Here is a 24817-nt window from a genome sequence, read left to right as displayed (position 1 = left end):
ACCAGTGAACAGTGACCAGTGAGAAGATTGACTTGGGACATCTTGATAACTGGTAACTGATAACTGATAACTGATTTTTGATAACTGATAACTGATAACTGATAACTGGTAACTGTTAAAAAACTTGGTTTGTGGAAGAAACTGGGTTTCAAAATGTTGCAATTATTGAGCTTACGAATCAGCGGACACTACGGAACCACTCAACAATTCCATCAGCTATGACTCTTGCCAATTTCTTCTGTTCTTGAGGATTTGTCACCCACTCAAATTCATTTGGATTGCTCATAAAACCCAACTCCAGCAATACTGACGGCGCACTTGCTGGACGTGTAAGCGCTAAGTTATCCCAAAATACGCCGTAGGATGGTCGTCCTAATTTGCTAACTATATAGTTGTGCATAAAGACTGCTAAGCTGTGAGCTTGGGGATGATACCAAAACGTTCCCACTCCTTTGGTGTTTTCGGCATCACCTTCATCGGGTAGGGAGTTGTAATGTATAGAAATGGCGATCGCTGGTTCTTCTTGATCAATTCTTGTGACGCGATCAGGAAGCGACACTTCCGTATCATTCTCCCGTGTCATCACCACTGTCGCCCCTCGCCTCACCAACTCATCGCGTACCAACTTAGAAACCACGAGATTGACATCTTTTTCTAAATATCCTGTTGGTCCGGATGCACCAGATTCTTTACCCCCATGCCCTGGGTCGAGTAAAATTTTGAGACCAGATAACGGCTTTTGTCTTTTGAATAACCCCGTTGTTTCCCGCTTGCTTGCAGACGAGTTCAAGGGTGAGTCACGTAAACCCAAAATCAGACTCGTTCCGTCGTATCTCAGCTTATACCCCCACTGTTGAGCCTTTTTCAGGTGAAAAGTGTATTGCACTCCTCCCTGTCCCCCTGCTGTAGCGGCGGGGAGTTGTTGCCAATCTAGGCGAGAAATCAGAGCGTTGTCATCTAAGCGAATAATATCTGTTTGGGCAGTGGTATTATAAAGGGTGAGAGTAAAAGTCTGGTCATTCTGCTGCACACTCACAGGAACCGGAACTTGCACCGGGAAAACCATTTCCGTCACACCCGGGAGTTTCCGATATCCAACACTGCGGATAATCGTGTGTGGGGGAATTGCTCCTGGCAAAGTACGAGTTTCCTTACTATTGATCCAAGCGCCATAGTCCAAACGCAACCACTCACCTTCTCGTCCTGTGACTGCTGCACGTGTGCCTTTAGGTAGAGGCGTGAGTCTAGAATAATCTGTAGTAGGACCAGTGCGAGCAACACCAGAATCTGCTGTCACCTCCACAACTTCCAACTGTGCAGGTGAGAGGATGGTAATTTTTCCAGTTCCTGGTTGAGTTATCGTTTTGCCATCGAGCGTCAGTTGAAACTGGGGTTGTCCCAAATTGGCAGATGTTTCGACTGTTGTACACCCCTGATAATTGCTTGCGCTAGACTCAGCAGAGGGTTGATTTTGCCCTGTTAAAGCGGCAGAATTTGCCGGGAGTTGTGCTTGTTGTGGCTGGCGTGCTAGGGAAACAGTTTGATTTCCCAGCTTTACGGAAACAGCCGCATTCGCTGGGGCGATCGCCCTAAAACAGATCGGTTCCCCCGGAAGTTTAGCAATGTCCACTGCTGGTGTGAGAGAATCTTTGGCAAAGGCTAACCCCTGTGGTACTTCCGGTTGAGTGGAAACTCTTGTCACCTTAATCTGAAGTTCTTGATTTTGGTAGCGGACAGTAAAGACGTTTTCTCCCACCTGCAAGGGAAAACTCGGGGCAAAATGACCAGACTTGCTGCGCTTTACTGGCTTACCATTGATGAGAACCTCTCCACTTGATGGTGCTGTGCCAATAAAGAAAATTTTCTTTGCACTTGTCTGGGAATTTGCCCGAGGATAAACAACTTTGAGGGATTGCTCTTGAGCCAAAACTAGCGAGGGTGTGATTATAAAGCTTAATATTACTAATCCTAAAAGTGGTCTCACGTCAAAATAGAAGAATAATTTACAAAAAAGTCGGGAGTGGGGAAGTCGTAAGTAGTTAGTAGTTATTACAACAACTAACACTTATTGACAACTAACAACCTACATCCGTCATTACCCAATAACAATTACTGTGGCACAATGACGGGTGTATTTTTAGAAGTTGCACAAAGTTAAAAATAATATGACTAAGTTTGTATTTGTTACTGGCGGAGTTGTTTCTAGTATTGGTAAGGGAATTGTAGCAGCAAGCCTGGGGCGATTGCTCAAGTCAAGAGATTATTCTGTGTCAATTCTCAAACTCGATCCCTATATTAATGTTGATCCAGGAACGATGAGTCCCTTTCAGCATGGCGAAGTCTTCGTGACTCAGGATGGTGCTGAGACAGACTTGGACTTGGGGCATTACGAACGCTTTACGGATACCTCCATGTCGCGTTTAAACAGCGTGACGACTGGTTCAATTTACCAAGCCGTAATTAATAAAGAGCGACGTGGCGATTATAATGGCGGCACAGTACAGGTGATTCCGCACATTACAAATGAAATAAAAGAGCGGATTATCAGAGTTGCTAAAGATACTAATCCAGATGTTGTCATTACAGAAATAGGCGGTACAGTAGGAGATATTGAATCGCTGCCGTTTTTGGAAGCAATTCGCCAATTCCGTAAGGATGTAGGGCGGCAAAATGTGCTGTATATGCACGTAACACTAGTTCCGTGGATTGCTTCAGCGGGTGAGATGAAAACTAAGCCAACGCAACACTCAGTCAAAGAACTCAGATCGATTGGCATTCAACCAGATATCTTAATTTGTCGATGCGAACGTCCCCTAGCAACAGGGATAAAACAAAAATTATCGGAATTCTGTGATGTTCCTGTAGAATGCGTTATTTTATCGCAAGATGCTAAAAGTATTTATGAAGTCCCGCTGATTTTGGAACGAGAAGGACTGGCGCAGCAAACGCTAGAGTTGCTGAACATGGAACAACGTCAACCAAATTTAGCGCAGTGGCAAACTTTGGTGGAAAAATTGTACAGTCCCACTCATCGATTGGAAATTGCGATTGTGGGTAAGTATGTGCGTTTGTCCGATGCCTATCTTTCAGTCGTAGAAGCACTGCGCCATGCAGCAATTGCTATGAGTTGCGAACTACACCTACGTTGGGTAAATTCAGAAAAATTGGAAACCGAAGGAGTTGAAACTTATCTTGAAGGTGTGGATGGTATCGTTGTCCCAGGAGGTTTTGGCGTCCGGGGAGTCGATGGCAAAATTGCCGCAATTAAATACGCGCGAAATTGCCAAATCCCATTTTTAGGTTTGTGTTTGGGAATGCAATGTTCAGTGATTGAATGGGCAAGGAACATAGCTGGATTAACAGATGCTAATAGCGCGGAATTTGACCCCCATACCGAAAATCCAGTTATTAACCTGTTGCCAGAACAGCAGGATATAGTTGATTTGGGCGGAACAATGCGTTTAGGTTTATATCCTTGTCGCTTGCTTCCCAATACATTGGCTTTCAAACTCTATGAGGAAGAAGTGGTTTATGAACGCCATCGACATCGCTATGAGTTCAACAACGCTTACCGCAATATATTTGTAGATTCTGGTTATGTGATTAGTGGGACTTCTCCTGACGGACGCTTAGTGGAAATTATTGAATTTCCCAACCACCCCTTCTTTATTTCCTGCCAATTTCACCCAGAATTTCAATCAAGTCCCAGCATCCCTCATCCTCTATTTAAGGGTTTCATCCAAGCTGCGATCGCTCGTTCTAATCCTTCCTCTGTTGCACAAACACCAGCACAAGTCTCTTAATTAATCATCAGTTATGAGTCTTTGGTTTAAGTACCAAAGACTCATGACACAACTCAAAATCTTTTACGGGTGTAGCGCTGAAATTTGCTGCTGTGAAACTTGTGAATTGAGGGATTTTTGTGGCCTACTGGGTGAAAATTCACTATGAGAGAAATGAATATGTAGTCAATTTTGAACGGGTTACGGCTTTTTGTCATGAACGGAATGGTAGGGTTACATTTTGGTTGCCAGATTGTGCTATCCCTATAGTGGTTAATTCCCAAAATAACTTAGAAGACTATCAAAAAATTCTGGATTATATACAGCATGTTACGGGGTTAGGGTTTGAGAAATCTTATTGGGTAAAAATTCTTTACGAAAGGAATGAATATATTATTAACCTCGACAGCATTAGTTCTTTTTGTCATGAACCAACCAACGGCAGGATAACTTTTTGGTTGCCAAATAGTACTCTTCCCATCGTTATCAACCCTGTGAGTAATCCAGATTCTTATCAAAAAGTTTTGCAATACATTCAGAACACAACTGGGTATCTTTTATAAGTCAAGAATATTGTATGATTGCGGGTACTCCGTGCGATTGCCGAAGGCACTGCGCTTTGCGCAATCGCTGCTTGAAGCACTATCCCAAATTATCGGTTTTATGGAACAAGTTGAGTGTCAAGCCAAAGCGAAAAGTCAACCCGCTCGACGCTACGAATTAGATTGGCTTAGGGTTTTGGCAGTGCTGCTCCTACTTTATTTCCATACCGCAGCCATCTTTTATGCTGGTGAACTTGGCGAGTTTTACATCAAGAACGACCAGTTGAGTCATGCGATGAGTTGCTTCATCGTATTCGTCCATCAGTGGCATATGCCGCTCTTTTTTCTGTTGTCAGGATCTGGCACTTGGTTTGCACTGTCATTTCGGTCAACCCTTGAGTATGTGCAGGAGCGATTCAAACGGCTGTTCATCCCTTTCTTGTTTGGCACTCTAATCCTTGTTCCGCCTCAGGTTTACTACCGCCTTCGGAGTCATCCAAACTACCATGACTCATACCTGGAATTCTATCCCCAATTCTTCAATGGCATTCGTCCTCAGGGGAATTTTGAGTGGTCACACCTGTGGTTTGTGATCTATCTTTTCGTCTTTTCATTGATTGCCCTACCGCTCTTTCTACATTTGAAAGGAGCAGGAGCGCATTTACTCTCAAAGCTCTCAGTTACTATGGAAAAACCTGGAGCAATTTTGCTGCTGGCTCTACCCTTGGCTGTCATTGAAGCAGCGTTGCGACCCAGATGGCCAGGTTTCCAAAACCTCTATGACGACTGGGCAAACTTCTGTTTATACCTTTTGTACTTTATCTACGGCTACTTCCTAAGTTCTGACGTAAGATTTGGGCAGGCTATAGACAGGCATAAGAGTATCGCTCTGGTATTGGCATGTGCCTGTATGTTAGTTCTTTTTGGCTTGTGGGAGACTGATAGCCTGCCAGAGCGAGGTTACTCTCTGGTATACATTTTATACCAATTACTGCGGGGGGTTGACTCCTGGTTCTGGATCGTTACCCTTGTAGGGTTAGGTCGAAGGTACTTGAATTTCAATAGCAAGCTACTGCAATACGCAAGCGCTGCACAATATCCATTCTACCTGCTTCACCAAACAGTCCTCGTGGCAATTGGTTTCTATGTCGTGCGTTGGAATGCAGGCGTGATGGAGAAATTTTGGGTGATTAGCACCACCTCTCTAATCGTAACCGTTGCCCTCTATGAGTTATTCATCAGGCGAAACAATCTGGCGAGATTTCTGTTCGGACTCAAGCCAATTTGTTCCCACCAGGAACTAGCGCAACCAGTTCCTGTATCCAGATATTAGAGGTCAGGACGCGTAACTTTTTGCCGCTTGAAGCTTTAAGTTCTAGTTATTACAAGCTACTGCAACGTCTAATTAGGTGAACTACCTACACCGCCCTTGCGGGTCGGTGTAGGCTTCCGGCTTCATTGACAGATGCCCCTTTTCATGAGCGGATAGGTGGTCTTACTCCGCCTCGGCACGGCAAGAACGGGGTTCCCTCCGTCCATAGATAATATCCGAATTCCTTCATTCCTTATATTCAGTGCTGCATTACCATCACGGTCATGGTGAGTCTTGCATTCGGGACAATCCCATTCACGGATATCGAGTGTTAACTCATCAATAATGTGACCGCAACATGAACAGGTTTTGGAACTGGGGAAGAATCTTCCGATTTCCACAAGTTGTCCTTCTTTACGCTTTAACTTGTAGTCCAGGAAGTTAACAAACATTCCCCACCCTACATCGGATATTGCCTTTGATAGCTTGCGGTTGAGTACCATTCCCAAAACACATTGAGATTTTCTACAATGATGACTTGGCTTTCGTCTACCAGTTTCCTGCTTAGTTTGTGTAGGAAGTCAGTAGCGGGAATTTGACACTCGTTCGTGAACAAGAGCTACTAGTTTTCTGTATTTGTTTCTTGAATTACTTCCTTTAACCTTACGAGCGAACTTTTTCTGCTTGCGAGCTAGATTCTTCTCATGACGTTTCAAGTGTTTCGGATTTGAGTGCTTGGTAACTTGTTCGCCATCATGAACAATAGCGAAGTCTTTGATTCCAAGGTCAATGCCTAGTACCTTATTGCCACTTGATTGATTTACATCACCATCAACTTCACATAGTACAGACGCAAAGTACTTATCTGTAGGTGTTTTACTGATAGTAACTGTCTTAACTTTCCCGAAGATTGGTCTATGAAAAACTGCTTTGACAACACCAATTTTGGGAATCTCCAAACAATCACCCACAATCTTAACGTTTTGTGGGTATTGAATTGATTGCTTATGATGCTTTGATTTAAATCTAGGAAACTTAGCGCGACCCTCAAAAAAATTAGTGTAAGCCTTATTCAAGTTGATTGCTACGCATTGCAAAACGGCAGAATAACAATCTTCTTTTAACCAAGGATGATCTAGTTTTAGTTGGGGTAAGTAAGCTTTGTAGACACTTAATCTCAGAGATTTTCCAGTTTCTTGATAGTGCTGAATGCAATGCTGTAGGGCATAATTCCAATACCATCTAGCACAACCAAATGATTTGGCTAGAGCTATTTCTTGTTCAGTTGTTGGGTATAGTCTGACCTTAACTGCCTTCAACACTTTTAATCACCTCCTTGTTATCTACTAGTGTAACCAATGTAGGTAAATTGTAGGTACATAAATGAAGACACAATGGTTTAAGATGCGAATGAGTGAACGCAGATTGAATAAGTTACGGTTATACGCCGCAATCAAAGATACGACAATGACTCACGTTATTGAAGACCTTATTGACTCGTTAAAAATCCCAGAGACAGGTAATCAGGTCAGTGACCCCACTTCCTTTGTCTACCGACGGTAAACATAGGTCGGGGGTCGTAACCTGATTACCCCAAAATTCATCCCACACTTCCCCTATGCCTTCGGCACGCTGCGCGAACGGGGTAAGATGTGGGGCTTCTTTTGGATTAAGCTAAGAACTCCAAAACCAAAGTATTAAACTCCTCTGAATGTTCAACTTGTGACCAATGACCACACGGGTCGAAGATATGTTGACGGGCATTCGGCAAACCTAAGGTTGCAACAGCAGCGTGAGCAACTGGCAGTACGCGATCCTGTCGCCCCCAAAACACAAGTGTCGGCGCAGTGATGGTAGGCAATCTATCGACAATCGTATTATAAATTTCAGTCCGAACACCAAACAGGTCGATGTTTGTTTTAATGAGTCCTACAACTGCTTCCCATGCCCCAGGAAGAGTCGCAATTTGGTAAAACAGTTCAACCCACTCATTGGAAATAAGCGTTGAGTCATACACAGACTGCTTCAACGCCAAAGCTGTACCGCTGCGAGTGGGTTTGAATAATCTGCCAACAAATGGTAATGTTGCTAACCGAAGCGTAAGTGTGATTTCTTTACCTAACCCCAAGCTGTTCACTAGGATCAACTTCTCTAGTTTTTGTGGAAAATCCAGTGCGAATTGCAAGGCAACGCCGCCTCCCAGCGAATTTCCAATCAGGCTGGCGCACTCGATACTGAGGGCATCCATGAAATCTTTGACGAACTGGGCTAGGTAGGTGAGCGAATAGGTTACTGGTGGCTTCTCGGAGCGACCAGCGCCTACTAAATCAACAGCGTAGACACGATGGTGTTGTGCTAAAACGCTAATATTGTACGCCCAAGTCTCTACACTACTGCCGATGCCGTGGAGCAAGATAACTGTTGTTCCCTTGTCCCCTGAAGTCCAGTAACGTGTATTGATTTGACCAACTTGGACATATCGGTCTTGTGGTGTCTGTACAAGCATCATAGGCATCGGTCAGCATTTTTGGTTGACGTGGAGTGACTTGCAGTTGTTTTCAACAATATTATTAGTTCCGAAGAAGTTTTTTGGATCTGGCACTTGCCGTTTCATCCCGTCTCGACAAAATTGGACAAACCTAGCCAAACTTCTTTTCCTCCTCACTACACCCCATACCCCGCACCCCACACCCGCCCCAAAGAGGCTTAGCGTTTCTCAGCATTTTGGTCTCGAAACACATCTTTTTCTTTTTCCATACTTACAGCAGCAAAATTTCAATTCCTGTAGAGACGCGCCATGGCGCGTCTCTACAATGTGGTCTATTTAGCCGAAAATCGCTGTAAAAGCAGGGGCTTTATACCTTTTAGGATATGGGTATTTCCCTCTTTCACCACACCCCACACCCCACACTTCATCTCCTGCTCTGGTAATTCACAATCACGTTCAATTGATAACGCCTAAGCCCCTACTTTTGAAAAAGCTAACTTCGCGGCACCTGCTATCCCCGCAAAGTTACCCAATTCTGCTGGCAATATTTGTAAACCAAGACGTGAAGTAGGCAGAACTCTCTGCTCAATTTCTGCTTTAACAAATGGTATAAAAAACTCAGCACTGCCACTCACGCCGCCACCAATCACAACTGCTTGCGGCGTCAGCACGTAAATCAAACTGGTCAATCCAATTCCCAAATCCTTACCATATTCTTGCCAAAATGTCAACGCTTGAGCATCTCCGGCTTTTGCCAGAACGCCGAGTTCTGCTGGTTCCTTGCCTGTACGGCGACGAATTGCGGTGACTGATACATACTGTTCCAAAGAGCCTTGATTGCCACTATTACACCTTGGACCATCTGGCTTGAGGGTAATCAATCCCAGCTCACCGGCTGCGCCTAGAGGACCAGTAAACAGTTCGCCATCTAGGATAATTGCGCCACCGACACCAGTTCCTAAAGTCAGCAGAATCAGATTCTGAAAGCGGCGACCTGCTCCCAGCCAAGCTTCCCCTAGCCCTGCACAGTTGGCATCGTTACCGACAATCGTAGGTTTGCCTGTTTTTGCTTCTAAAGCATCGGCTAAAGGGACATCGTACCATCCTGGCAAGTTAATGGCAATTTTGGCAATGCGTCCTTGAGCGTCCGCAGGTCCGGGAGTACCAACACCAATGGCAATGCAATTTCTATCGAGGTCAATTTGGGCGATCGCATCTACCATTTTTGCCACAACCGCCTCTGGTGTCGCTGGTTGCGGCGTAGCCACAGTTAAGGATTGTAAACAAGTGCCATCTGCGGTAAAACGCCCCAGCTTAATTGCTGTTCCACCCAAGTCAATACCAATTACTTGAGAATTCCCCACTTTCAAACCCCTCACAAAAAGGCACAAATTTGGCAGGCAATATAGCGGTTCTGGTGTTGAGTGCAATATATCAAGTTAGGAGAACCACTCATGGAACACTCATGGAACACAGATAAATAATGACTTCATCCAAACGAGAAGCGCTATAGATGAGTAGATTTCTGGCAAAAATCCCGTTTAGGGCGAATTGGAAACCGCAGATGGACATACCATTGGACGCAGAGAGACGCTGGCAAATTTGCTACTTCATTTTTTACCAGTTTCGCTACCAAAAAATTCTACATTCTCGGAGTCATTTGGTGCTGCTCGTAAAGCAGCGACAGTCAGGGGATGAAAACTAGGCTGACCCTGTAAAGATGCTACTGGGGAACCTCTTAAGATGCCAGTCAGGGCAACGGAAAGCATAAAGCCACCAGCAGCGGCAGCAATTAAAGAAATATTATCTTTCACACAGATCTCTCAATGATAAGTACAACAGATATTAGAGTAGCAAACTGAATTAGGTTATGTTATTGTTTCTCATTTGTCGTTAGACAAATGAAAATAGGCTCAATGACTAATGATTATTAACAAATAACTCTTGACTATTTCCGGATGTCTTTGCGTAAACGGGGATTAATAAATTCATTTAACCCCTCACCGAGTAGCGATAGCCCCACAACCATGATTGTCATACCTAATCCGGGGAAAAAGGCAGTCCACCAAACACCAACAGGTAGTGCTTGCAAAGCTTGTTGTAAATCGCGTCCCCATTCTGGCGTTTCTCTTGGAAGCCCTAAGCCCAAAAAACCCAAACTCCCCAGAATCAAAATCGCATCAGCGGCGTTGAGGGTAAAAAGGACGGGTACGCTTTGAATCACATTGAAAAATAAGTACCGAGAAAGAACTTGCCAAGTGTTAGCACCCATTGCTTGTGCTGCTTCGATGAACACTTCTGTTTTAACGCTCACAGTGTGGTTGCGGACAACACGGTAATATTGCGGAACATAAGCAATGCTGATGGCAAGAGCGGCGTTTAATATTCCACGTCCTACTATAAATGCCAGCGTTACCGAAAGCAGCAACCCTGGTAGGGTGTAGATACTATCCATAACAAATAGTAATGCTTTATCTAATCTACCGCCTAGGTAGCCACTTACCATGCCCAAAGGCACACCAATAAACATACTCAGCGCTGTAGCTAATAAAACCACTTGCAAGGCAGCTTGAGCACCAAATAGTGTCCGCGAAAATACATCATAGCCTTCGCGACTGGTACCAAACCAATGTTGGAGTGAGGGTGGTTCTTGAATGGGGTTAGTCAAGGAATCTAGGGGGTTTTGCAGCCAACCGAAAGCCTGGAGTAAGGGGGCGCATAAAGCCAGGAAGATGAAAAACAAAGTTATGGTTAACCCAATCAACATCAGTCGTTGGGAAAGGGTGGGGTTTTTAGCAAACCGTAAAAATCGAATCGGGGGACTTTTTGTGATGGTCATAAATACACCGAGGCGTCAGGAGTTGCAAGGTCGTAACTACAGATGACCATTTTACCTATCAGGTAGTTTCGTGCGATCGCAATTATGCGGGTGCTCTTGCACCATCGCGCAAAGACATAAAGCCGATAACGGCTACAATGTTTACGTGTTGCATTATAAATAAGTGACATCTCCCGGCGATCGCCACTTTGTGGTACACCGACGGCTTCTAAACCTCAAGATTTAGATTTCCTGCTTCTTTCGGAGAACCTAGTAGCATCCTTGCCCTTACTACCTTGGTTTAAATTCTTGGCTTTAGTTAAAAAGACTTATAAATATTTGTAACAATATTTAACAGGGCAATAATATCATTTAAAGTAGTCAGAAGCCAGCACCTAACCCTGGAAAGTGACAGCGCTGGCTTTGGCTCCTAATTATCAAAGGAGATAATTTCATTATGGCTTATCAAGAGCGCCTCAAACCCTGGGCAGTTGTTCATTCACTGTCCTCTTCACAAAAGGTAGTCGTCAGCCGCCACCGGAGTCGCATTGATGCAGAAGGATACCTTCAGTTATTGCGTGAGCAAAAGCCCAATAGTAAACATGAAGTCGTTTTCGAGATGGTAGAAGGCAATGGGTGTTAAGCTTGTCATTTGCTGACGTTCAGGCTGATAGGGTAAAGAGCGTATCCCTCACGGGACGCTTTGCGACGAGCGCGAGTATTGGCAGAGAACATAGGGTGCATGAACGCAGTGCAACACAAATGACATCTTGCACTAGCCCGCAATAGCCAGAAATTAAAATCTCTGGTTAACAGCAAAACTCCTTACGACGCATAAAACTCGGTCAAATTTTGCAGTCCATTTGAATAGACTTGTTGCAAAAGTCATCTATGGACAAGGTAAAGTAGTCAGAACTCCAAGAGCTAGGAACTTGAGCGATGAGCGAGGACACTTGCATGCTGAGGTTACTTGGGAACGCAAGCAAAGTGTCCTCCTCTAGACTCAAGTGCAGCTTCTTCGGCAAAGACTTACAAATTGCTTTCAATCAATTGGCGATACTCGCTCTTTTGCTTGACGCCTTTGAGTTCCTTCAACAGATCCTTATCCTTGAAGAACTGAACTGTGGGTGTTCCTGTGACACCGGCATTTTCAGCGATGTCGCGGTCTTTATCGATGTCAATTTCGACAAAGTGGATTTTGCCGTCAAATTCATCCACCACTTTATTTAATATTGGCTTGAGGGTATGGCAAGGACCGCAGCCAGGAGAGACGTATTTGACGATAATCAGGCGATCGCTATCATGGAACAGCTTCCGCAAAGCATAACCCCCGTGATGGCGGGTTGTACTCAAATCAAATTCCGCAGCTTGCTGTTCCTCGGTTTTCTTCTCGGCTGGGTGTTCTAGTTCATTATCTGGAGTTTCCGGTTTTTGATGGAATTCCTGAATCAAACCTGTGGAAGACAACCAACGTTCTGCTAACATCGCCGCCGCACAACCACTACCTGCAGCGGTAATTGCTTGACGGTACTCATGATCTTGTACGTCGCCTGCGGCAAAAACACCTTCTAAGCTTGTTTCTGGAGAACCAGGCTTGGTGACAACATAACCCACCTCATCCAGTTCCAGTTGTCCCTTGAATAAAGATGTATTGGGATTGTGACCAATGGCGTAGAATAACCCCTTAACGTGCAGTTTGCTCTCTTCGCCAGTTTTGGTATTGCGGATTTTTATCCCTTCCATGTGGTTGTCGTTCCCAAACACATCCAGAGGTTCTGTGTTCCAGTGAACTGTGATTTTGGGGTTACTCAAAACGCGGTCTTGCATCGCTTTAGAAGCCCGCATCTTCTCAGAGCGTACCAGCAAATTCACTTTAGAACCGTATTTGGTCAGGTAAATTGCTTCTTCCGCCGCCGAGTCGCCGCCACCCACCACAGCTAATTCCGCGCCGTGGAAAATAGGCGTAGCACCGTCGCAAATAGCACAAGCAGAAATTCCTCGGCTCCAGAATTGATGTTCACTGTCTAAACCCAAGCGCTTTGCTGTCGCACCCGTGGCGATGATAACGCTATTAGTTTTAAATTCCCGTTCCTCAGAGCGAACTGTAAAAGGACGCTGAGTCAAATCAACTTCAATAACATCTTCTGTATATAACTCAGCTCCCCAGCGTTCCGCTTGAGCCTTCATCAAATCCATCAGTTCTGGTCCGGTAATTCCTTCGGGAAACCCAGGAAAGTTCTCCACTTCAGTCGTTGTCATCAGCTGACCACCTGGTAAGCCCCCGGCTTGGAAACCCTCAAAGACAACCGGTTTGAGGTTAGCTCGTCCTGCGTAGATAGCAGCCGTGTACCCTGCTGGACCAGAACCTATAATCACTACGTTTTCTACTGTCGCGTTGGTCATGATACTTTATATAAACTCATAACGACTACGACTTAATATAACAAATTATTTCCGAGCTTGGGAAGGGGGAGGGCAGAGTCATTGCATTTCGGTGCCAATCTGCCAGAAAATTTATTCTCTGTTTCAAATATTGACAAAAATATGATTATGTGTATTATCTTGTTTAGTTTCCTTCCTTCTTTAATTTAAGTGTAAGCAAAATCAACTTATGCACTTTTGAGATAGAAATGGGAAATTTTCGGTAAGTCTGACTATGACGCTTCTCGTTTGGATGCAGTACAGATAAATCTCGTGTCCATCTGTGTCCATCTGTGTCCATCTGTGGTTTTTATTTCTTGATGTATTGCACTCAACTCCCGAACCACTATATTGCCATTCTCACTTGCATAAAATACATACACACGGTAGGGGCTTTCGTCTAGCCCATTAGTGTCAATTTAACATTCAGACCTTTAGCCGACGTTGATTTGACCCCACCCCGGTTTGTAAGAGCGCCAAAACCTCCCCTCCCCGATGCCTTGGGGAGGGGTTGGGGGTGGGGTAAAGCCAACGTGGAATAAAGGTTTAAACGTGGTTGTTGACACGCATGGGCATTTCTCAGCCCCTACAAACAACCTGTATTGCAGCCATTTGAAAACTGCCATAAAGGCACAACAACTTATCAGCCGTTACATAAATCCTGCTCAAGTTTAGTCAATGCTAATCAAAACTATTCAACTGAACTTGGGCAACGCTAATACTTCCTGTTTCATCCTGGAGATGTCGGCATCAACCAGTCCACAGACGCGAGAACGGTCTAACTGACCGCTATATGTGTCGAAGTTATCAAAAAACTTCGCTTATGAGGCGCTACTAACGACCCTCTGTCTAGGTCGCCTGCACTTCGCCTGTGGCACGTTTATCAAACGTCAGTCTATGCTGGAAGGTTTATCCTCGCTCCGGCACGGTTGTTAACCCGTACTATCAGGACTATTCTAGTATCTTTTCGCTATATCTGCTCAAAATTGACGACCTTTGATAAGGCTTGAATAGCTTTTAGGTTACAGTTCCATGCCCTTATCTTATTAACAAGAAAATTTTTTACTAAGGTGATATGAAAACAAAGTGAAGTGGGTACGTTACACTTAGAACTTTTTAACTCATCACCACCTCCTAGAAAATACGCATGAAAACTCAACTAAAAGCTAAATTTATGCGATATATTCTTCAGAAAAAGCAGGAAGAGCAGGGTTTCACACTTATTGAACTGTTAGTAGTCATTATTATTATTGGTATTCTTTCTGCTATTGCTTTGCCATCTTTTCTCAATCAAGCGAATAAAGCCAAGCAGACTGAAGGTAAAACCTATATAGGTTCCATGAACCGGGCGCAGCAAACTTATTACTTGGAAAATAACAGCTTTGCAAGTAGCCTCAGTGAGTTAGGTCTTGGTATCGCAACACAAACTGAAAATTACAGGTACAATATCACAGGTGGTGGTAGTGGTGTTACCAACGTCACCAATCAAGCACAACCATTACAAGATCAAGCTCCCCTTAAGGCTTATATTGGTGTTGTTGCACTGATACAGGCAAGTGCGACAAACGAAGCAACAACCCTAGCCGTGTTGTGTGAAGCTGAAAAATCTGAAGCAAACGGTGGGGATGATGGTACAACAACTGTCACTCCTTCTACAAGAAACTTGACAAACTTGACCTGCCCAGCTAGATATATTGGCAACACAGCGAGGTAAAGAAATGAGTGAGTAGGCGAGCAATAAACGACTAATCAACTTTAGACAAACATTGAATTAAAATAGTAATTTTTTTCAGCTAAGTTAGACATCTTGCCAAAGTGGGTAGAGTATTCTATCCACTTTGAGCCTGTTGGAAAAGTAGTTTGTAGTGAGCGCTTCAGCGCTCAGAAGCACTCTTCGTGCTTACTACGAACAGAGCTAAACAAGTGCAACCTTAACCAAGCTAATGACTTCTTTTTAAACTTTTTTGGAATAAAAATAAAGTAAATAAAATCAACTGAAATTTCAATTATCCGTCATGCACTAGCCAATTGCAGTAGACAGCATAAAACTTTGTATCTTCGGGTCAATTTCGCGACAGATGAATTTATACCGCTTCTTTGTGTGAAAGTGTCTGCGCTTCGCCCATAAATCCATTGGTTCAGATTCCCGACTTCTTCAAGAAGTCGGGAATCTTGTTGTTCACAATTTCGCGACAGATGAATTTATACCGCTTCCTAAACATCAACTACGTATAAAAATTTTGCCTTCCTCCTTAAGGACCGTATTTTCTCATAATTTTGTTTCTAACTAAATAATTAAATTTTTATAAATTTTTATATTTTCTCTATCTAATATTAGATGTTTGCGATATTCTATATAACATTTAATAGAGTGTGTATAAGTCAATCTCACTGCACAGTTTGCCTTTGGGCAAAAATCTTCAAAAAGGCTCCGGTCATATAAATTTGTTAAAACTTGCATACATTATGGTGGAAAAACAAATAACGTTTTGCATATATCGCTCAAAAGTGTTATTTGTGCAAAAGACAGGACAAGACTTGTTTGAGATCAGTTTAGAATAATGGCTTGTACGGGCGAAACTTACCTGGCTTTGTGGGGATTACCGTACAAAACCGAATTTAATGATCACCCAATTGAGTAAGTTATGATATAGTTAAAAAGTTAAGACTTGCTTTGCCAAAGAAAAAGGCTCTACGCGTCGTCAAAAATTCCGGAACGGAAAGCAGTTTTGATCAAGCATTTACTAAACCAAATCTGAATTTAATCGAGGTTATGAGTAAGCAGCAAGTAATTCACCCAATGGTGAAGTTGCAGCGTAATGTGAGTTCACTCGTAGATTCTAATATTATCAAGCCCACGGATAGCATTTGGAAAATCGCTTTGCTGTTCGGAAACGACTGGCAACACTGGAAGCAAGAACTGCTAGACTTTGGGTTTAGCATGCAAGATCCAGTCAGCGAATTGCTAGCTGTGGAAGCTTGGGATGAAGAATAGGCAGTAGCAAACAGGTTACAGCTGACAGCTGAAGTGGCAATAGGGGATAGGTGATAGGTTACAGGTTACAGATAAAAGGTTCAAGCTTTTGTGTGTCGCCTCTAGTTTCTAGCTTATCCCCTCTGCCTTGTCACCTATTCCCTGTTCCCCTATTCCCTAAACTTGGCACGCAGCCAAAGCCTGTGCTAATTCCTTAGCCGTTTGGTAGCGATCGCGTGCCAGAGGTTCTGTAGCGCGGTCAATCACCTCGCGCAACTGCGGAGTAATAGTGGGAACATTGGCCACTTCAAAGCGAAAACTGCGTCCCCTCTGGCGATAGAACTTAAATGGGCTTTCGCCAGTCAGCAGAAAAATAAGCGTTGGTCCAATGGCATATAAATCGGATTGAGTCAGAGGTTGTCCCCGTTCTTGTTCGGGGGCACAATAACCCTCTGCACCAATACGAGTTCCAGGTGCGGTGCCAATCTCTTTCACCGCCCCAAAATCCAGCATCACTATGCGATTATTAGAATTTCGCACCATGAGGTTAGCGGGTTTAATATCGCGGTGGATCAGTGGTGGTTCTTTGCTATGGAGATAGTCCAAAATATCGCAGGTTTGAATCATCCAATTAACCGCTAAATTTGGCGTAACTGGTCCTTTTAAATAAATAAGTTTTTCTAAATCTTGACCGTGGACTAATTCCATCGCCAAATATTTCTTGCCACCTTCAACAAAGAAGTCGTAATACTTAGGAATTCCAACATGGCTGAGGGATTTGAGAGTATTTGCTTCTCGTTCAAATAATTCTTGTGCCTTGGCAATTTTCGCCATATCAGCATTCATCTGCTTGAGCACCAGCAGTTGTGCGTGTCCGGCAATTTTTCCTTGTTTATCCCAAGCGAGATAGGTAGTCCCCATACCTCCCTGTCCCAGAATTTGCAAGACCTGATATTGACGAATCGTCTGTATCACCGACAGAGGTTCACCGCAGTGGATGCAAAACAAATTGTTAGGCGAATTTCCTTGGTGCGTGCAAGTGTTGGGTGAGGCGGTGGGAGAATATTGTGGAGCAGTTTGCTGGTCAATTTGGAATTTCAATATGGGACCGCCCTGTGCCAGTTGCAGCAGGGAATTATCTGGCAAAAAAGCCTGAGTCACCAAGACGCCATTGAGAAAAGTACCATTTATGCCTTGACTAATCACCTGCCAAGAACCGCCATTTTTATCAGAACTGATTTGTTTGAGTTCTAAATGATACCGCGAAACCAAAGTGTCACTTAAAACAACGTCATTATCTGCCGAACGACCAATCCGTATAATGGACTCGTCGTCAAAGTGCCACTGCCTAAGAGGTGTTTTTTGTTGCGGTTCTAACAGGGTCAGCGTGACCATAGACGATTTTTGATTAGGGATTAAGGAGATGAGCGTAGACAGCCAAGCGAGTATTGAGAAAGACTAACCATTATTCATTTACTTGCTCATCCTCCTTAAATAAATCCCTAATCTAAAATTGATTGCTGTTGTTCTAAATGCGGGCGGACTTTTGCCCGGATAACTACAGCAGTAATATTGTCATGACCATTGTAATGGTTTGCCAAATCAATTAAAGCTTGAACGCCACTTTCCAAATTGGCACTAGAACTTAGCAGAGGCGCTAAGTGAGTTTGCCAATGAATTTTCAACAAATCATTATCTGACAAACCATCCGAAGCAAGAACAAAAAGGGAATCTTCATTTATCTCCAAAAACTGTACATCGGGAATAATCAAGTGTTCATCGCGAGGACCAAGGGCTTGGGTAAGTTGGTAAGCATCAGGGCGCGAGTATGCCACACTAGGTTCCACACCCCGAGAAATTTCCCGTTGACCAACTTCATGGTCTACCGTGATTTGTTCCAGTCCTCTTTTGGGAGTCACCCGGTAGAGACGACTATCTCCCACATGAGCCACCACGACATGAGTATCTTGGATTAAAACCATAATGAGGGTGGTACCCATGCGCCCAACCCCAGAACGGGAATCTTGTTGATTGACATCGAAAATGGCTTGATTAGCTTGCCGTACCGCTTCTCGGATATCATCTTCTGTGGGCAGTTGGTCAGAAGTCCAGTGGGTTTGAAAGTACTGGCGCAAAGAACTGACAGCTAAGGCACTAGCAACCTCCCCACCAGCGTGTCCGCCCATTCCATCGCACAGAACATACAAACCACGCGCTTGCAAAGTACGGCTGTTGGGCAATTCTAACTTATGAATTTTTGTTTCAATACCAAAGTAATCTTCGTTATGGTCACGTTGACGTCCTACATCAGTAAGCCCTGCATTTTCCAAACTTACTAACTGCATCGGCAGAACAAGTGTGGGCATATCATCGGTTTTCAATTCAGTGTCATCCTCTGGCTCATCTAATTGCAAGACAGTGGGCGTAGCGGTACTGTAGGGCATTGTTCGGGTGATTGGAACACTTGTGGAATTGCCTTGCAATTCAGAGGCTATAGCTTCCAAACGTGATTGCAGCTCCACGAGCGTTTGGATCTTTCCGAGTTCCAACTCTCCTATAAGGTGTAAAATAGAGCCAAATTGAGTGCGTTGAGACTGTCTAAAAAGCGCTTGCCAAACTCGTCCTAAAATTTGGACTGTAAAGGGCTGTGCTTCTAGCTGTGGTTCTAAATCTTCTGATAACTCAGCAGCCGATGGGTTACCTGGTAATTCTACATACAAGCGCTGTAGTGCTAGCGACAGGTCTTCATCGAGTCGGAGATTCCCCAACTCCCACAGACTTTGACGGCACTTTACTGTTTCCAGCACCGCCCATAGTTGGGTCATCTGGTAAAAAAAGTGTACAATTTGTAGCGAACTTGTCGTATCTTCTCGCCACAGTTCAAGTAATTTTTGCCAGTTTGAGCGGTCTTCGATCAGTATCACCTGTATATTTTCATCCTGCCAAGCATCATGAATCGGCGGTATTCCCAAATGGCACCAGGATTGTAATGCAATATAAGGTTTAGCGAGACTGGGAATTTTCTGCTCCCCCACTGATGGCGTTGCTAACCCCTGTTGCTCATTTGCTAGCATGACCTCAAGGAGCGACAGTTGGTATGGTTGGCAATCTAGAACCCTAACGCACACCTCAGTATTAGCAGCAATTTCCCCTAAGGCTGGTAGCGGTTCTAGCAGTTGATAGCGCTTCTGTGGGTCTAGATACGACCCTACCGACAGAGGGGAAGTGGAGGGAAGAGGGGATAAGGAGGATGAGGAGGATGAGGAGGATGAGGAGGATAAGAAGGATGAGGAAGAAAATATTGCTTCCCTATCTCCCCTATTTTCCCCAGCCGCAAAAGTTCCTTCCTGAGTAATAATTGCCCACAGAACTGTTCCGCATTCTGCGCCACAGTTATCACATCGTTGTGCATTCAAAGCCACATAAGTACTGCACTCTGGACAGACCTTTTGGGTCAGAGAAGCGCCACAGTTTTGACAAAATTTGTTGGTATTGGGGTTTTCAAAGTTACACTGAGGGCAAATCAGCATTGTGGAAGTTCCTTAATTCCCGATCCAAGGTGCTTCTAGCCACTAGAATCCAAAAGTGCCATATTTGTTAGCACCTGCCTACAGTAGACCGACAAAATATTGTGGTTCATCTGGCGAATTTTGGTGGCAGTCTTAATTGTTACGCATATTAACGATAGATTTCAGATACGGCAACATATCTCCTCACAATAAATTGCCATTAAAGCTAGACTTTGTGGCATATTCCAACACATATCTTTAGGTTTAGGAAATTTAGGGCGTGGGGAGATAAGGCAGATAATAAAGTCAAAAAAATCACATCTGTCACATCTGTCACATTTGTCTTATTCTCTTTCTCTTCCTCATCTTTCCAATCACCCCTCAAGCAGCAGAGGGAGTTGAATAGCCAAGCAAGCGCTATAAGACCGACTTTCAACTTCCATTGTTCCTTCTATGTAGTTTGTATGTTTTTGTATCAGTGTCACTCCTCATCCTGTGCTTGCTTGTCTCCAAGAGTCATTACTAAGAATCTGGTAAAATTTTTCAAAAATACTTAATAATTGAGCCGCAGCAATTTCTACACCCCTACACCTCGTTTCTGGGAACTACGCGCCTCGACCTGCAAAAGCTAAATCAAGTAACAATTTGAGTTCACGAGGAGTCAAATCACGCCATTGACCTGGTTGGAGACCATCTAAATGTAGGTGAGCGATCGCTACCCTAATGAGGCGCAAAGTCGGAAATCCTACAGCCGCTGTCATTCGCCGTACCTGACGATTTTTCCCCTCTGTTAAAGTCATTTCCAACCACGCTGTCGGCACATTTTTGCGAAATCTAATCGGCGGATCCCGTTCTGGTAAAGAAGGTGTTGGTAATAGCTGCACCAAGGCTGGTCGAGTCCGGTAATCTTGAATTATCACACCTTCTTGCAGCTGCGTCAAAGCCGCAGCATCAGGAATTCGTTCCACCTGTACCCAGTAAGTACGTTCGTGTCCAAACCGGGGATGCGAGAGGCGATGTTGCAATTGTCCGTGGTTAGTCAACAGGAGTAACCCTTCACTGTCCCAATCTAAACGCCCCACAGGATACACATCAGGAACCTCGATGTAATCTTTCAAGGTGCTGCGTGTTGGCGAGTCTTTTGTAAATTGGCTTAGGACGCCATAAGGTTTATAAAACAGAATATATCGATAGTCAATAGTCATTAGTCATTAGTCATTAGTCATTAGTCATTAGTTATTGCTTCCCAGATCCCCATCTCCCCATCTCCCCTTGTTTGCAGCTTACCAGAGCTTAAGGGCGATCGCGATTCGGGGCAGTGGCAAAGCCAATCGCCCTCTACCATCCCTAAATCTCAGCTTCCCCCTGAGTGCTTTAATAATTAAAAGTTTGTAGTGAGGGCTAAAGCCCCACTTTAAGGGCTGAAGCCCTCACTACGAAGTAATTTCCATATTTTTTACATTGGTTAACATAGTTTGAGTTATTCTCACCGACCTGACTTGAAAATACAACTCAGAACTCCGCAGCTAGGAATGCAGAAGAAAGAATAAATTTTCATCTGTCCTGGTGAAGCAGCGCTGCAGGAGGAGCGCTAGCCATGCAGGCGGGTTTCCCACGCCCAGGTGACTGGCGTTGGTTTCCCGACAGCCAGGCGACTGCTGAACCCGAAGGGTGTAAGCAGTTCATGATGGCTACTTATAAGCTTTTGAAGTATAAGCTTTTCAACGTCACCTCTGTGCGGGTATTTACTTACTATATGTAGCCAATTTATAACAAAATGACTTTGCACTCTACCTTCTGCTTAACCAACCCCTCCACCTCACTTTCTTCATAATTTGTCAACTTCTTGCTTGCACCCACAACGAAGGTGGTAAAATCAATTCCCATGCTAGGGGTGCCTGCATAGGCTGAGATTACACCCTTAACACCTGAATCCGGGTAATACCGGCGGAGGGAAGCTGTTTATCGAGGAAAGCAAATATGCGGACAGAATGGGTCGCCAAGCGGCATGGGCAGAGTAATGTTACTCAAATGCATTATGCCCGTCAGGGTGTCATCACCGAAGAAATCCATTACGTTGCTCAGCGGGAAAACCTTCCCGTTGAGCTCGTTAGAGACGAAGTAGCACGGGGACGGATGATTATCCCTGCTAACATCAACCACACGAACTTGGAGCCAATGTGTATTGGTATCGCCTCCAAGTGTAAGGTAAATGCTAATATTGGCGCGAGTCCTAACTCTTCCAATCTTGATGAAGAGGTTGCAAAGCTGAACTTAGCGGTGAAGTATGGCGCTGATACCGTAATGGACTTGTCCACTGGTGGCGGTAACTTGGATGAAATTCGTACTGCTATTATCAAAGCTTCACCAGTACCAATTGGCACAGTACCAGTTTACCAAGCTTTAGAAAGTGTCCACGGCAACATTGAAAAGCTGACACCAGATGATTTTCTTCATGTTATCGAGAAACACGCCCAGCAGGGTGTCGATTACATGACTATCCACGCCGGGATTTTAATTGAGCATTTGCCCTTAGTGAGAAGTCGCATCACTGGCATTGTGTCTCGCGGTGGCGGCATTCTGGCAAGATGGATGCTACACCATCACAAGCAAAACCCGCTTTATACGCACTTGCGCGACATCATTGAAATTTTTAAGAAATACGATGTCTCCTTCAGTTATGGTGACTCCCTGCGTCCTGGTTGTACCCATGATGCTTCTGATGAAGCACAATTAGCTGAACTTAAAACTCTCGGAAAACTCACTCGCAAAGCTTGGGAGCATGACGTACAGGTCATGGTAGAAGGTCCTGGACACGTCCCGATGGACCAAATTGAGTTCAACGTCAAAAAGCAGATGGAAGAGTGTTCTGAAGCTCCTTTCTACGTGCTAGGACCATTGGTAACGGACATCGCCCCCGGTTACGACCACATCACTTCCGCAATTGGGGCAGCAATGGCTGGCTGGTACGGTACTGCCATGCTATGCTACGTCACACCGAAAGAACACTTAGGCTTGCCCAATTCCGAAGACGTACGCAACGGTTTGATTGCCTACAAAATAGCAGCTCACGCAGCAGATATTGCCAGACACCGCCCAGGCGCAAGAGACAGAGACGATGAACTGTCTACTGCGCGTTACAACTTCGACTGGAACCGTCAGTTTGAATTATCACTCGACCCCGAAAGAGCGAGGGAATATCACGATGAAACTTTACCAGCAGACATTTACAAAACTGCTGAGTTTTGTTCGATGTGCGGTCCCAAGTTCTGCCCAATGCAAACCAAAGTTGATGCTGATGCACTGACAGAACTCGAGAAGTTCTTGGCGAAGGACAAGGAAGTGGTAACTCAAAGTTAAGAATTGCCTATTGGGTGGTAGTGAACTACCTACACTCCCGCAAGCGGTGAGTGTAGGCTTCCCAATTCATTGGGGATTGCCTCGGTCTTTTGTGGATTTTTTACGTCCAGAAGACTTTGGTCTTACATCCCCTCGGTGGGCAGAAGCGCTAGTTCCTAACGCCCATAATCGCAAACCTTCATTTCTGATATTTATGGCAGCATTGATGTCTCTATCATGCTGTTTCTGACAATGTGGACAATCTACAAACCTAATAGCCAATGAATCATAACCATTTTGTAACATTGGGATTGGTAGTAGAGTCTGACTACAAAGTTGAGAAGATGGAAAGAAGCGATTTATTTCAAGATAAGTATGCCCAAATCTCTCAGCCTTGTATTTCAGCATGGTTAAAAACATTCCCCAACCTTGGTCACTAATAGCTTTTGCAAGGTTAGGATTTTTCACCATGTTCTTGACTGCCAAATCTTCTACACAAATCACTTGGTTTTCGTATGCCCGGACTGCGAGATAGCTTGTGTAGAAAATCCTCTCTGACTCTAGCTAGAATGCTCGTAACTTTTGCTACTAACTGTTTAGCCTTACGACGCTTGTTAGATGTTTTGTCGGTTTTCCTAGATAATTTCTTTTGTTTACGTTTTCTATTCTTCTCTAACTTTGCTAGTCGCTTCTTAGGTAGATCATATTTTGAACCGTCAGAAGTTACAGCGAAATTTTTCAATCCAAGGTCTATCCCAATAGCCTCGTTAACGGCAACTACTGGCTCATCCTCTTGATTGAATAGAACAGATGCATAATATCTACCATCTGCATTTTTCGATATGGTTACAGTTGTGAATTTTGCATCTGGTAGATATGAGTGAAACACGGCTTTAACCATCCCCAAATTACCAGGAAACTTAATGACAGAATCCTGTGGCATAAGTTTTACGTTTTGAGGATATTGAATCGATTGTTTACCATGTTTAGACTTGAAATTGGGATATTTAGCGCGTCCTTCAAAGAAGTTGACGAATGCGCTAGAAAGATTAAAAGTTACTCGTTGCAATACCTGACTATATGCAAGCCCTAACCATTCATATTCTTTCTTTAACCCTGGCAATAACTTGTCCATCGCAGCCTTGGAAAGCCCTTTCCCTGTTTCTTTATACGCTGTGGTTGTAGCATTTAGCATATAGTTCCACAACCAACGAGTATTGCCAAAACATTGAGCTAGATAAGACTCTTGCTCATTAGTAGGATAGATTCTGACTTTGACTGCTCTGTACATGGTGAGTCCAGTTGGCGGTGTCGGTTTCCGTCCCGCCAAACTGGCGAACCCGGAGGGTATCGACCTTTTACCGTGTATCAAAATTCATGATAACACAAAAACTTGCAGCAAGTCTAAATATACAAATCTGTTCGTTTCCGACCTGTTCTCCTCCCTCGCCGTTGACTGCTTGGTCGGAGAACCGTCGTCAACTCACAAAGCAATTCATGAGGACAGTACTGCAGGAGGGTTTCCCTCCGTAGGTAACTGTCCGTCCTCACGCTCCCCTATGCCTTTGGCACGCTACGCGAACGGGTGAGACGTGAGCCTTCTTGCTGTTTTAGGTAAGCGATCGCTTACTA

At 44.3% G+C, this 24817-nt stretch carries 19 protein-coding genes, 2 pseudogenes and 1 riboswitch; of the genes and pseudogenes, 10 read left to right on the top strand and 11 right to left on the bottom strand.

The features are described 5' to 3' along the window. Window positions 1–178 precede the first annotated feature (178 nt). The gene (locus ACM0OZ_RS07765) at window positions 179–1984 is read right to left on the bottom strand and encodes an N-acetylmuramoyl-L-alanine amidase (protein WP_414582213.1); all 1806 of its coding nucleotides are present in this window, start codon (window positions 1982–1984) and stop codon (window positions 179–181) included. Between the two features lie 181 nt (window positions 1985–2165). Between ACM0OZ_RS07765 and ACM0OZ_RS07760 the strand changes: the two genes are divergently transcribed. The 3 genes from ACM0OZ_RS07760 (at window position 2166) to ACM0OZ_RS07750 (ending at window position 5657) form a co-directional block, all read left to right on the top strand. Further along, entirely contained in the window at window positions 2166–3803 is a 1638-nt protein-coding gene (locus tag ACM0OZ_RS07760) for a CTP synthase (protein ID WP_414582211.1), read from the top strand. A 119-nt stretch (window positions 3804–3922) separates the two neighbouring features. Next, on the top strand, window positions 3923–4345 hold the full coding sequence (locus ACM0OZ_RS07755) for a hypothetical protein (protein ID WP_414582209.1): 423 nt from the start codon (window positions 3923–3925) through the stop codon (window positions 4343–4345). 31 nt (window positions 4346–4376) lie between these two features. Next, window positions 4377–5657, top strand: coding sequence for an acyltransferase family protein (locus ACM0OZ_RS07750; protein ID WP_414582208.1), 1281 nt, complete (start codon window positions 4377–4379; stop codon window positions 5655–5657). 122 nt (window positions 5658–5779) lie between these two features. Here the strand turns inward: ACM0OZ_RS07750 and ACM0OZ_RS07745 are convergent. Further along, window positions 5780–6958, bottom strand: a pseudogene (locus tag ACM0OZ_RS07745) (RNA-guided endonuclease InsQ/TnpB family protein). An 88-nt stretch (window positions 6959–7046) separates the two neighbouring features. On the opposite strand from ACM0OZ_RS07745, the gene ACM0OZ_RS07740 reads away from it, so the two are divergent. Further along, complete coding sequence (locus tag ACM0OZ_RS07740; RefSeq protein ID WP_414582206.1) at window positions 7047–7199, top strand: hypothetical protein; 153 nt, start codon at window positions 7047–7049, stop codon at window positions 7197–7199. A 106-nt stretch (window positions 7200–7305) separates the two neighbouring features. On the opposite strand, the gene ACM0OZ_RS07735 is transcribed toward ACM0OZ_RS07740, so the two are convergent. The 4 genes from ACM0OZ_RS07735 to ACM0OZ_RS07720 form a co-directional block, all read right to left on the bottom strand. Next, the gene (locus tag ACM0OZ_RS07735) at window positions 7306–8145 is read right to left on the bottom strand and encodes an alpha/beta fold hydrolase (RefSeq protein ID WP_414582205.1); all 840 of its coding nucleotides are present in this window, start codon (window positions 8143–8145) and stop codon (window positions 7306–7308) included. A gap of 449 nt (window positions 8146–8594) precedes the next feature. Next, the gene (locus tag ACM0OZ_RS07730) at window positions 8595–9488 is read right to left on the bottom strand and encodes an ROK family protein (RefSeq protein WP_414582203.1); all 894 of its coding nucleotides are present in this window, start codon (window positions 9486–9488) and stop codon (window positions 8595–8597) included. Window positions 9489–9734: 246 nt separating this feature from the next. Further along, entirely contained in the window at window positions 9735–9938 is a 204-nt protein-coding gene (locus tag ACM0OZ_RS07725; RefSeq protein WP_414582202.1) for a hypothetical protein, read from the bottom strand. 134 nt (window positions 9939–10072) lie between these two features. Beyond that, complete coding sequence (locus ACM0OZ_RS07720; protein WP_414582201.1) at window positions 10073–10963, bottom strand: ABC transporter permease; 891 nt, start codon at window positions 10961–10963, stop codon at window positions 10073–10075. A gap of 436 nt (window positions 10964–11399) precedes the next feature. Between ACM0OZ_RS07720 and ACM0OZ_RS07715 the strand changes: the two genes are divergently transcribed. Next, window positions 11400–11585: a hypothetical protein gene (locus ACM0OZ_RS07715; protein WP_332989504.1), complete on the top strand. Its 186-nt coding sequence runs from the start codon at window positions 11400–11402 to the stop codon at window positions 11583–11585. Window positions 11586–11971: 386 nt separating this feature from the next. Here ACM0OZ_RS07715 and trxB read toward each other — a convergent pair whose 3' ends face one another. Then, complete coding sequence (trxB, locus tag ACM0OZ_RS07710; RefSeq protein WP_414582200.1) at window positions 11972–13345, bottom strand: thioredoxin-disulfide reductase; 1374 nt, start codon at window positions 13343–13345, stop codon at window positions 11972–11974. 1165 nt (window positions 13346–14510) lie between these two features. On the opposite strand from trxB, the gene ACM0OZ_RS07705 reads away from it, so the two are divergent. Together ACM0OZ_RS07705 and ACM0OZ_RS07700 are read left to right on the top strand one after the other, a co-directional pair. Further along, the gene (locus ACM0OZ_RS07705) at window positions 14511–15077 is read left to right on the top strand and encodes a type IV pilin-like G/H family protein (protein ID WP_414582199.1); all 567 of its coding nucleotides are present in this window, start codon (window positions 14511–14513) and stop codon (window positions 15075–15077) included. A gap of 1059 nt (window positions 15078–16136) precedes the next feature. Beyond that, window positions 16137–16358: a DUF4327 family protein gene (locus tag ACM0OZ_RS07700; RefSeq protein ID WP_041035697.1), complete on the top strand. Its 222-nt coding sequence runs from the start codon at window positions 16137–16139 to the stop codon at window positions 16356–16358. Between the two features lie 156 nt (window positions 16359–16514). On the opposite strand, the gene ACM0OZ_RS07695 is transcribed toward ACM0OZ_RS07700, so the two are convergent. The 3 genes from ACM0OZ_RS07695 to ACM0OZ_RS07685 all read right to left on the bottom strand — a co-directional run bounded on the left by ACM0OZ_RS07695 (window position 16515) and on the right by ACM0OZ_RS07685 (window position 21051). Beyond that, window positions 16515–17732: a protein kinase domain-containing protein gene (locus ACM0OZ_RS07695; protein WP_414582198.1), complete on the bottom strand. Its 1218-nt coding sequence runs from the start codon at window positions 17730–17732 to the stop codon at window positions 16515–16517. Between the two features lie 107 nt (window positions 17733–17839). Continuing rightward, a complete protein-coding gene (locus tag ACM0OZ_RS07690; protein WP_414582197.1) occupies window positions 17840–19867 on the bottom strand; it encodes a serine/threonine phosphatase in 2028 nt (675 codons plus the stop codon). Window positions 19868–20451: 584 nt separating this feature from the next. After that, window positions 20452–21051, bottom strand: coding sequence for an rRNA large subunit pseudouridine synthase E (locus ACM0OZ_RS07685; protein ID WP_414582195.1), 600 nt, complete (start codon window positions 21049–21051; stop codon window positions 20452–20454). A gap of 392 nt (window positions 21052–21443) precedes the next feature. Here ACM0OZ_RS07685 and ACM0OZ_RS07680 point away from each other — a divergent pair, with 392 nt between their 5' ends. Continuing rightward, the gene (locus tag ACM0OZ_RS07680) at window positions 21444–21608 is read left to right on the top strand and encodes a hypothetical protein (protein ID WP_414582194.1); all 165 of its coding nucleotides are present in this window, start codon (window positions 21444–21446) and stop codon (window positions 21606–21608) included. A gap of 118 nt (window positions 21609–21726) precedes the next feature. Then, window positions 21727–21819, top strand: a riboswitch (TPP riboswitch). Between the two features lie 7 nt (window positions 21820–21826). After that, window positions 21827–23206 carry a phosphomethylpyrimidine synthase gene (gene thiC / locus ACM0OZ_RS07675; protein ID WP_332989486.1) on the top strand — a complete coding sequence of 460 codons (1380 nt, stop codon included), beginning with the start codon at window positions 21827–21829 and terminating at the stop codon, window positions 23204–23206. 29 nt (window positions 23207–23235) lie between these two features. Here the strand turns inward: thiC and ACM0OZ_RS07670 are convergent. Then, a pseudogene (locus ACM0OZ_RS07670) lies at window positions 23236–24476 on the bottom strand (RNA-guided endonuclease InsQ/TnpB family protein). Here ACM0OZ_RS07670 and ACM0OZ_RS07665 point away from each other — a divergent pair. Next, window positions 24460–24774, top strand: a complete 315-nt coding sequence (locus ACM0OZ_RS07665) for a hypothetical protein (RefSeq protein ID WP_414582193.1) — start codon at window positions 24460–24462, stop codon at window positions 24772–24774. The pseudogene ACM0OZ_RS07670 and the gene ACM0OZ_RS07665 overlap by 17 nt on opposite strands. The last annotated feature ends 43 nt before the right edge of the window (window positions 24775–24817 follow it).

This window comes from Scytonema sp. PCC 10023 (assembly GCF_963920835.1).
Classification (GTDB): Bacteria; Cyanobacteriota; Cyanobacteriia; order Cyanobacteriales; family Nostocaceae; genus Kalymmatonema.
This window is presented reverse-complemented; position numbering and strand designations above follow the sequence as displayed.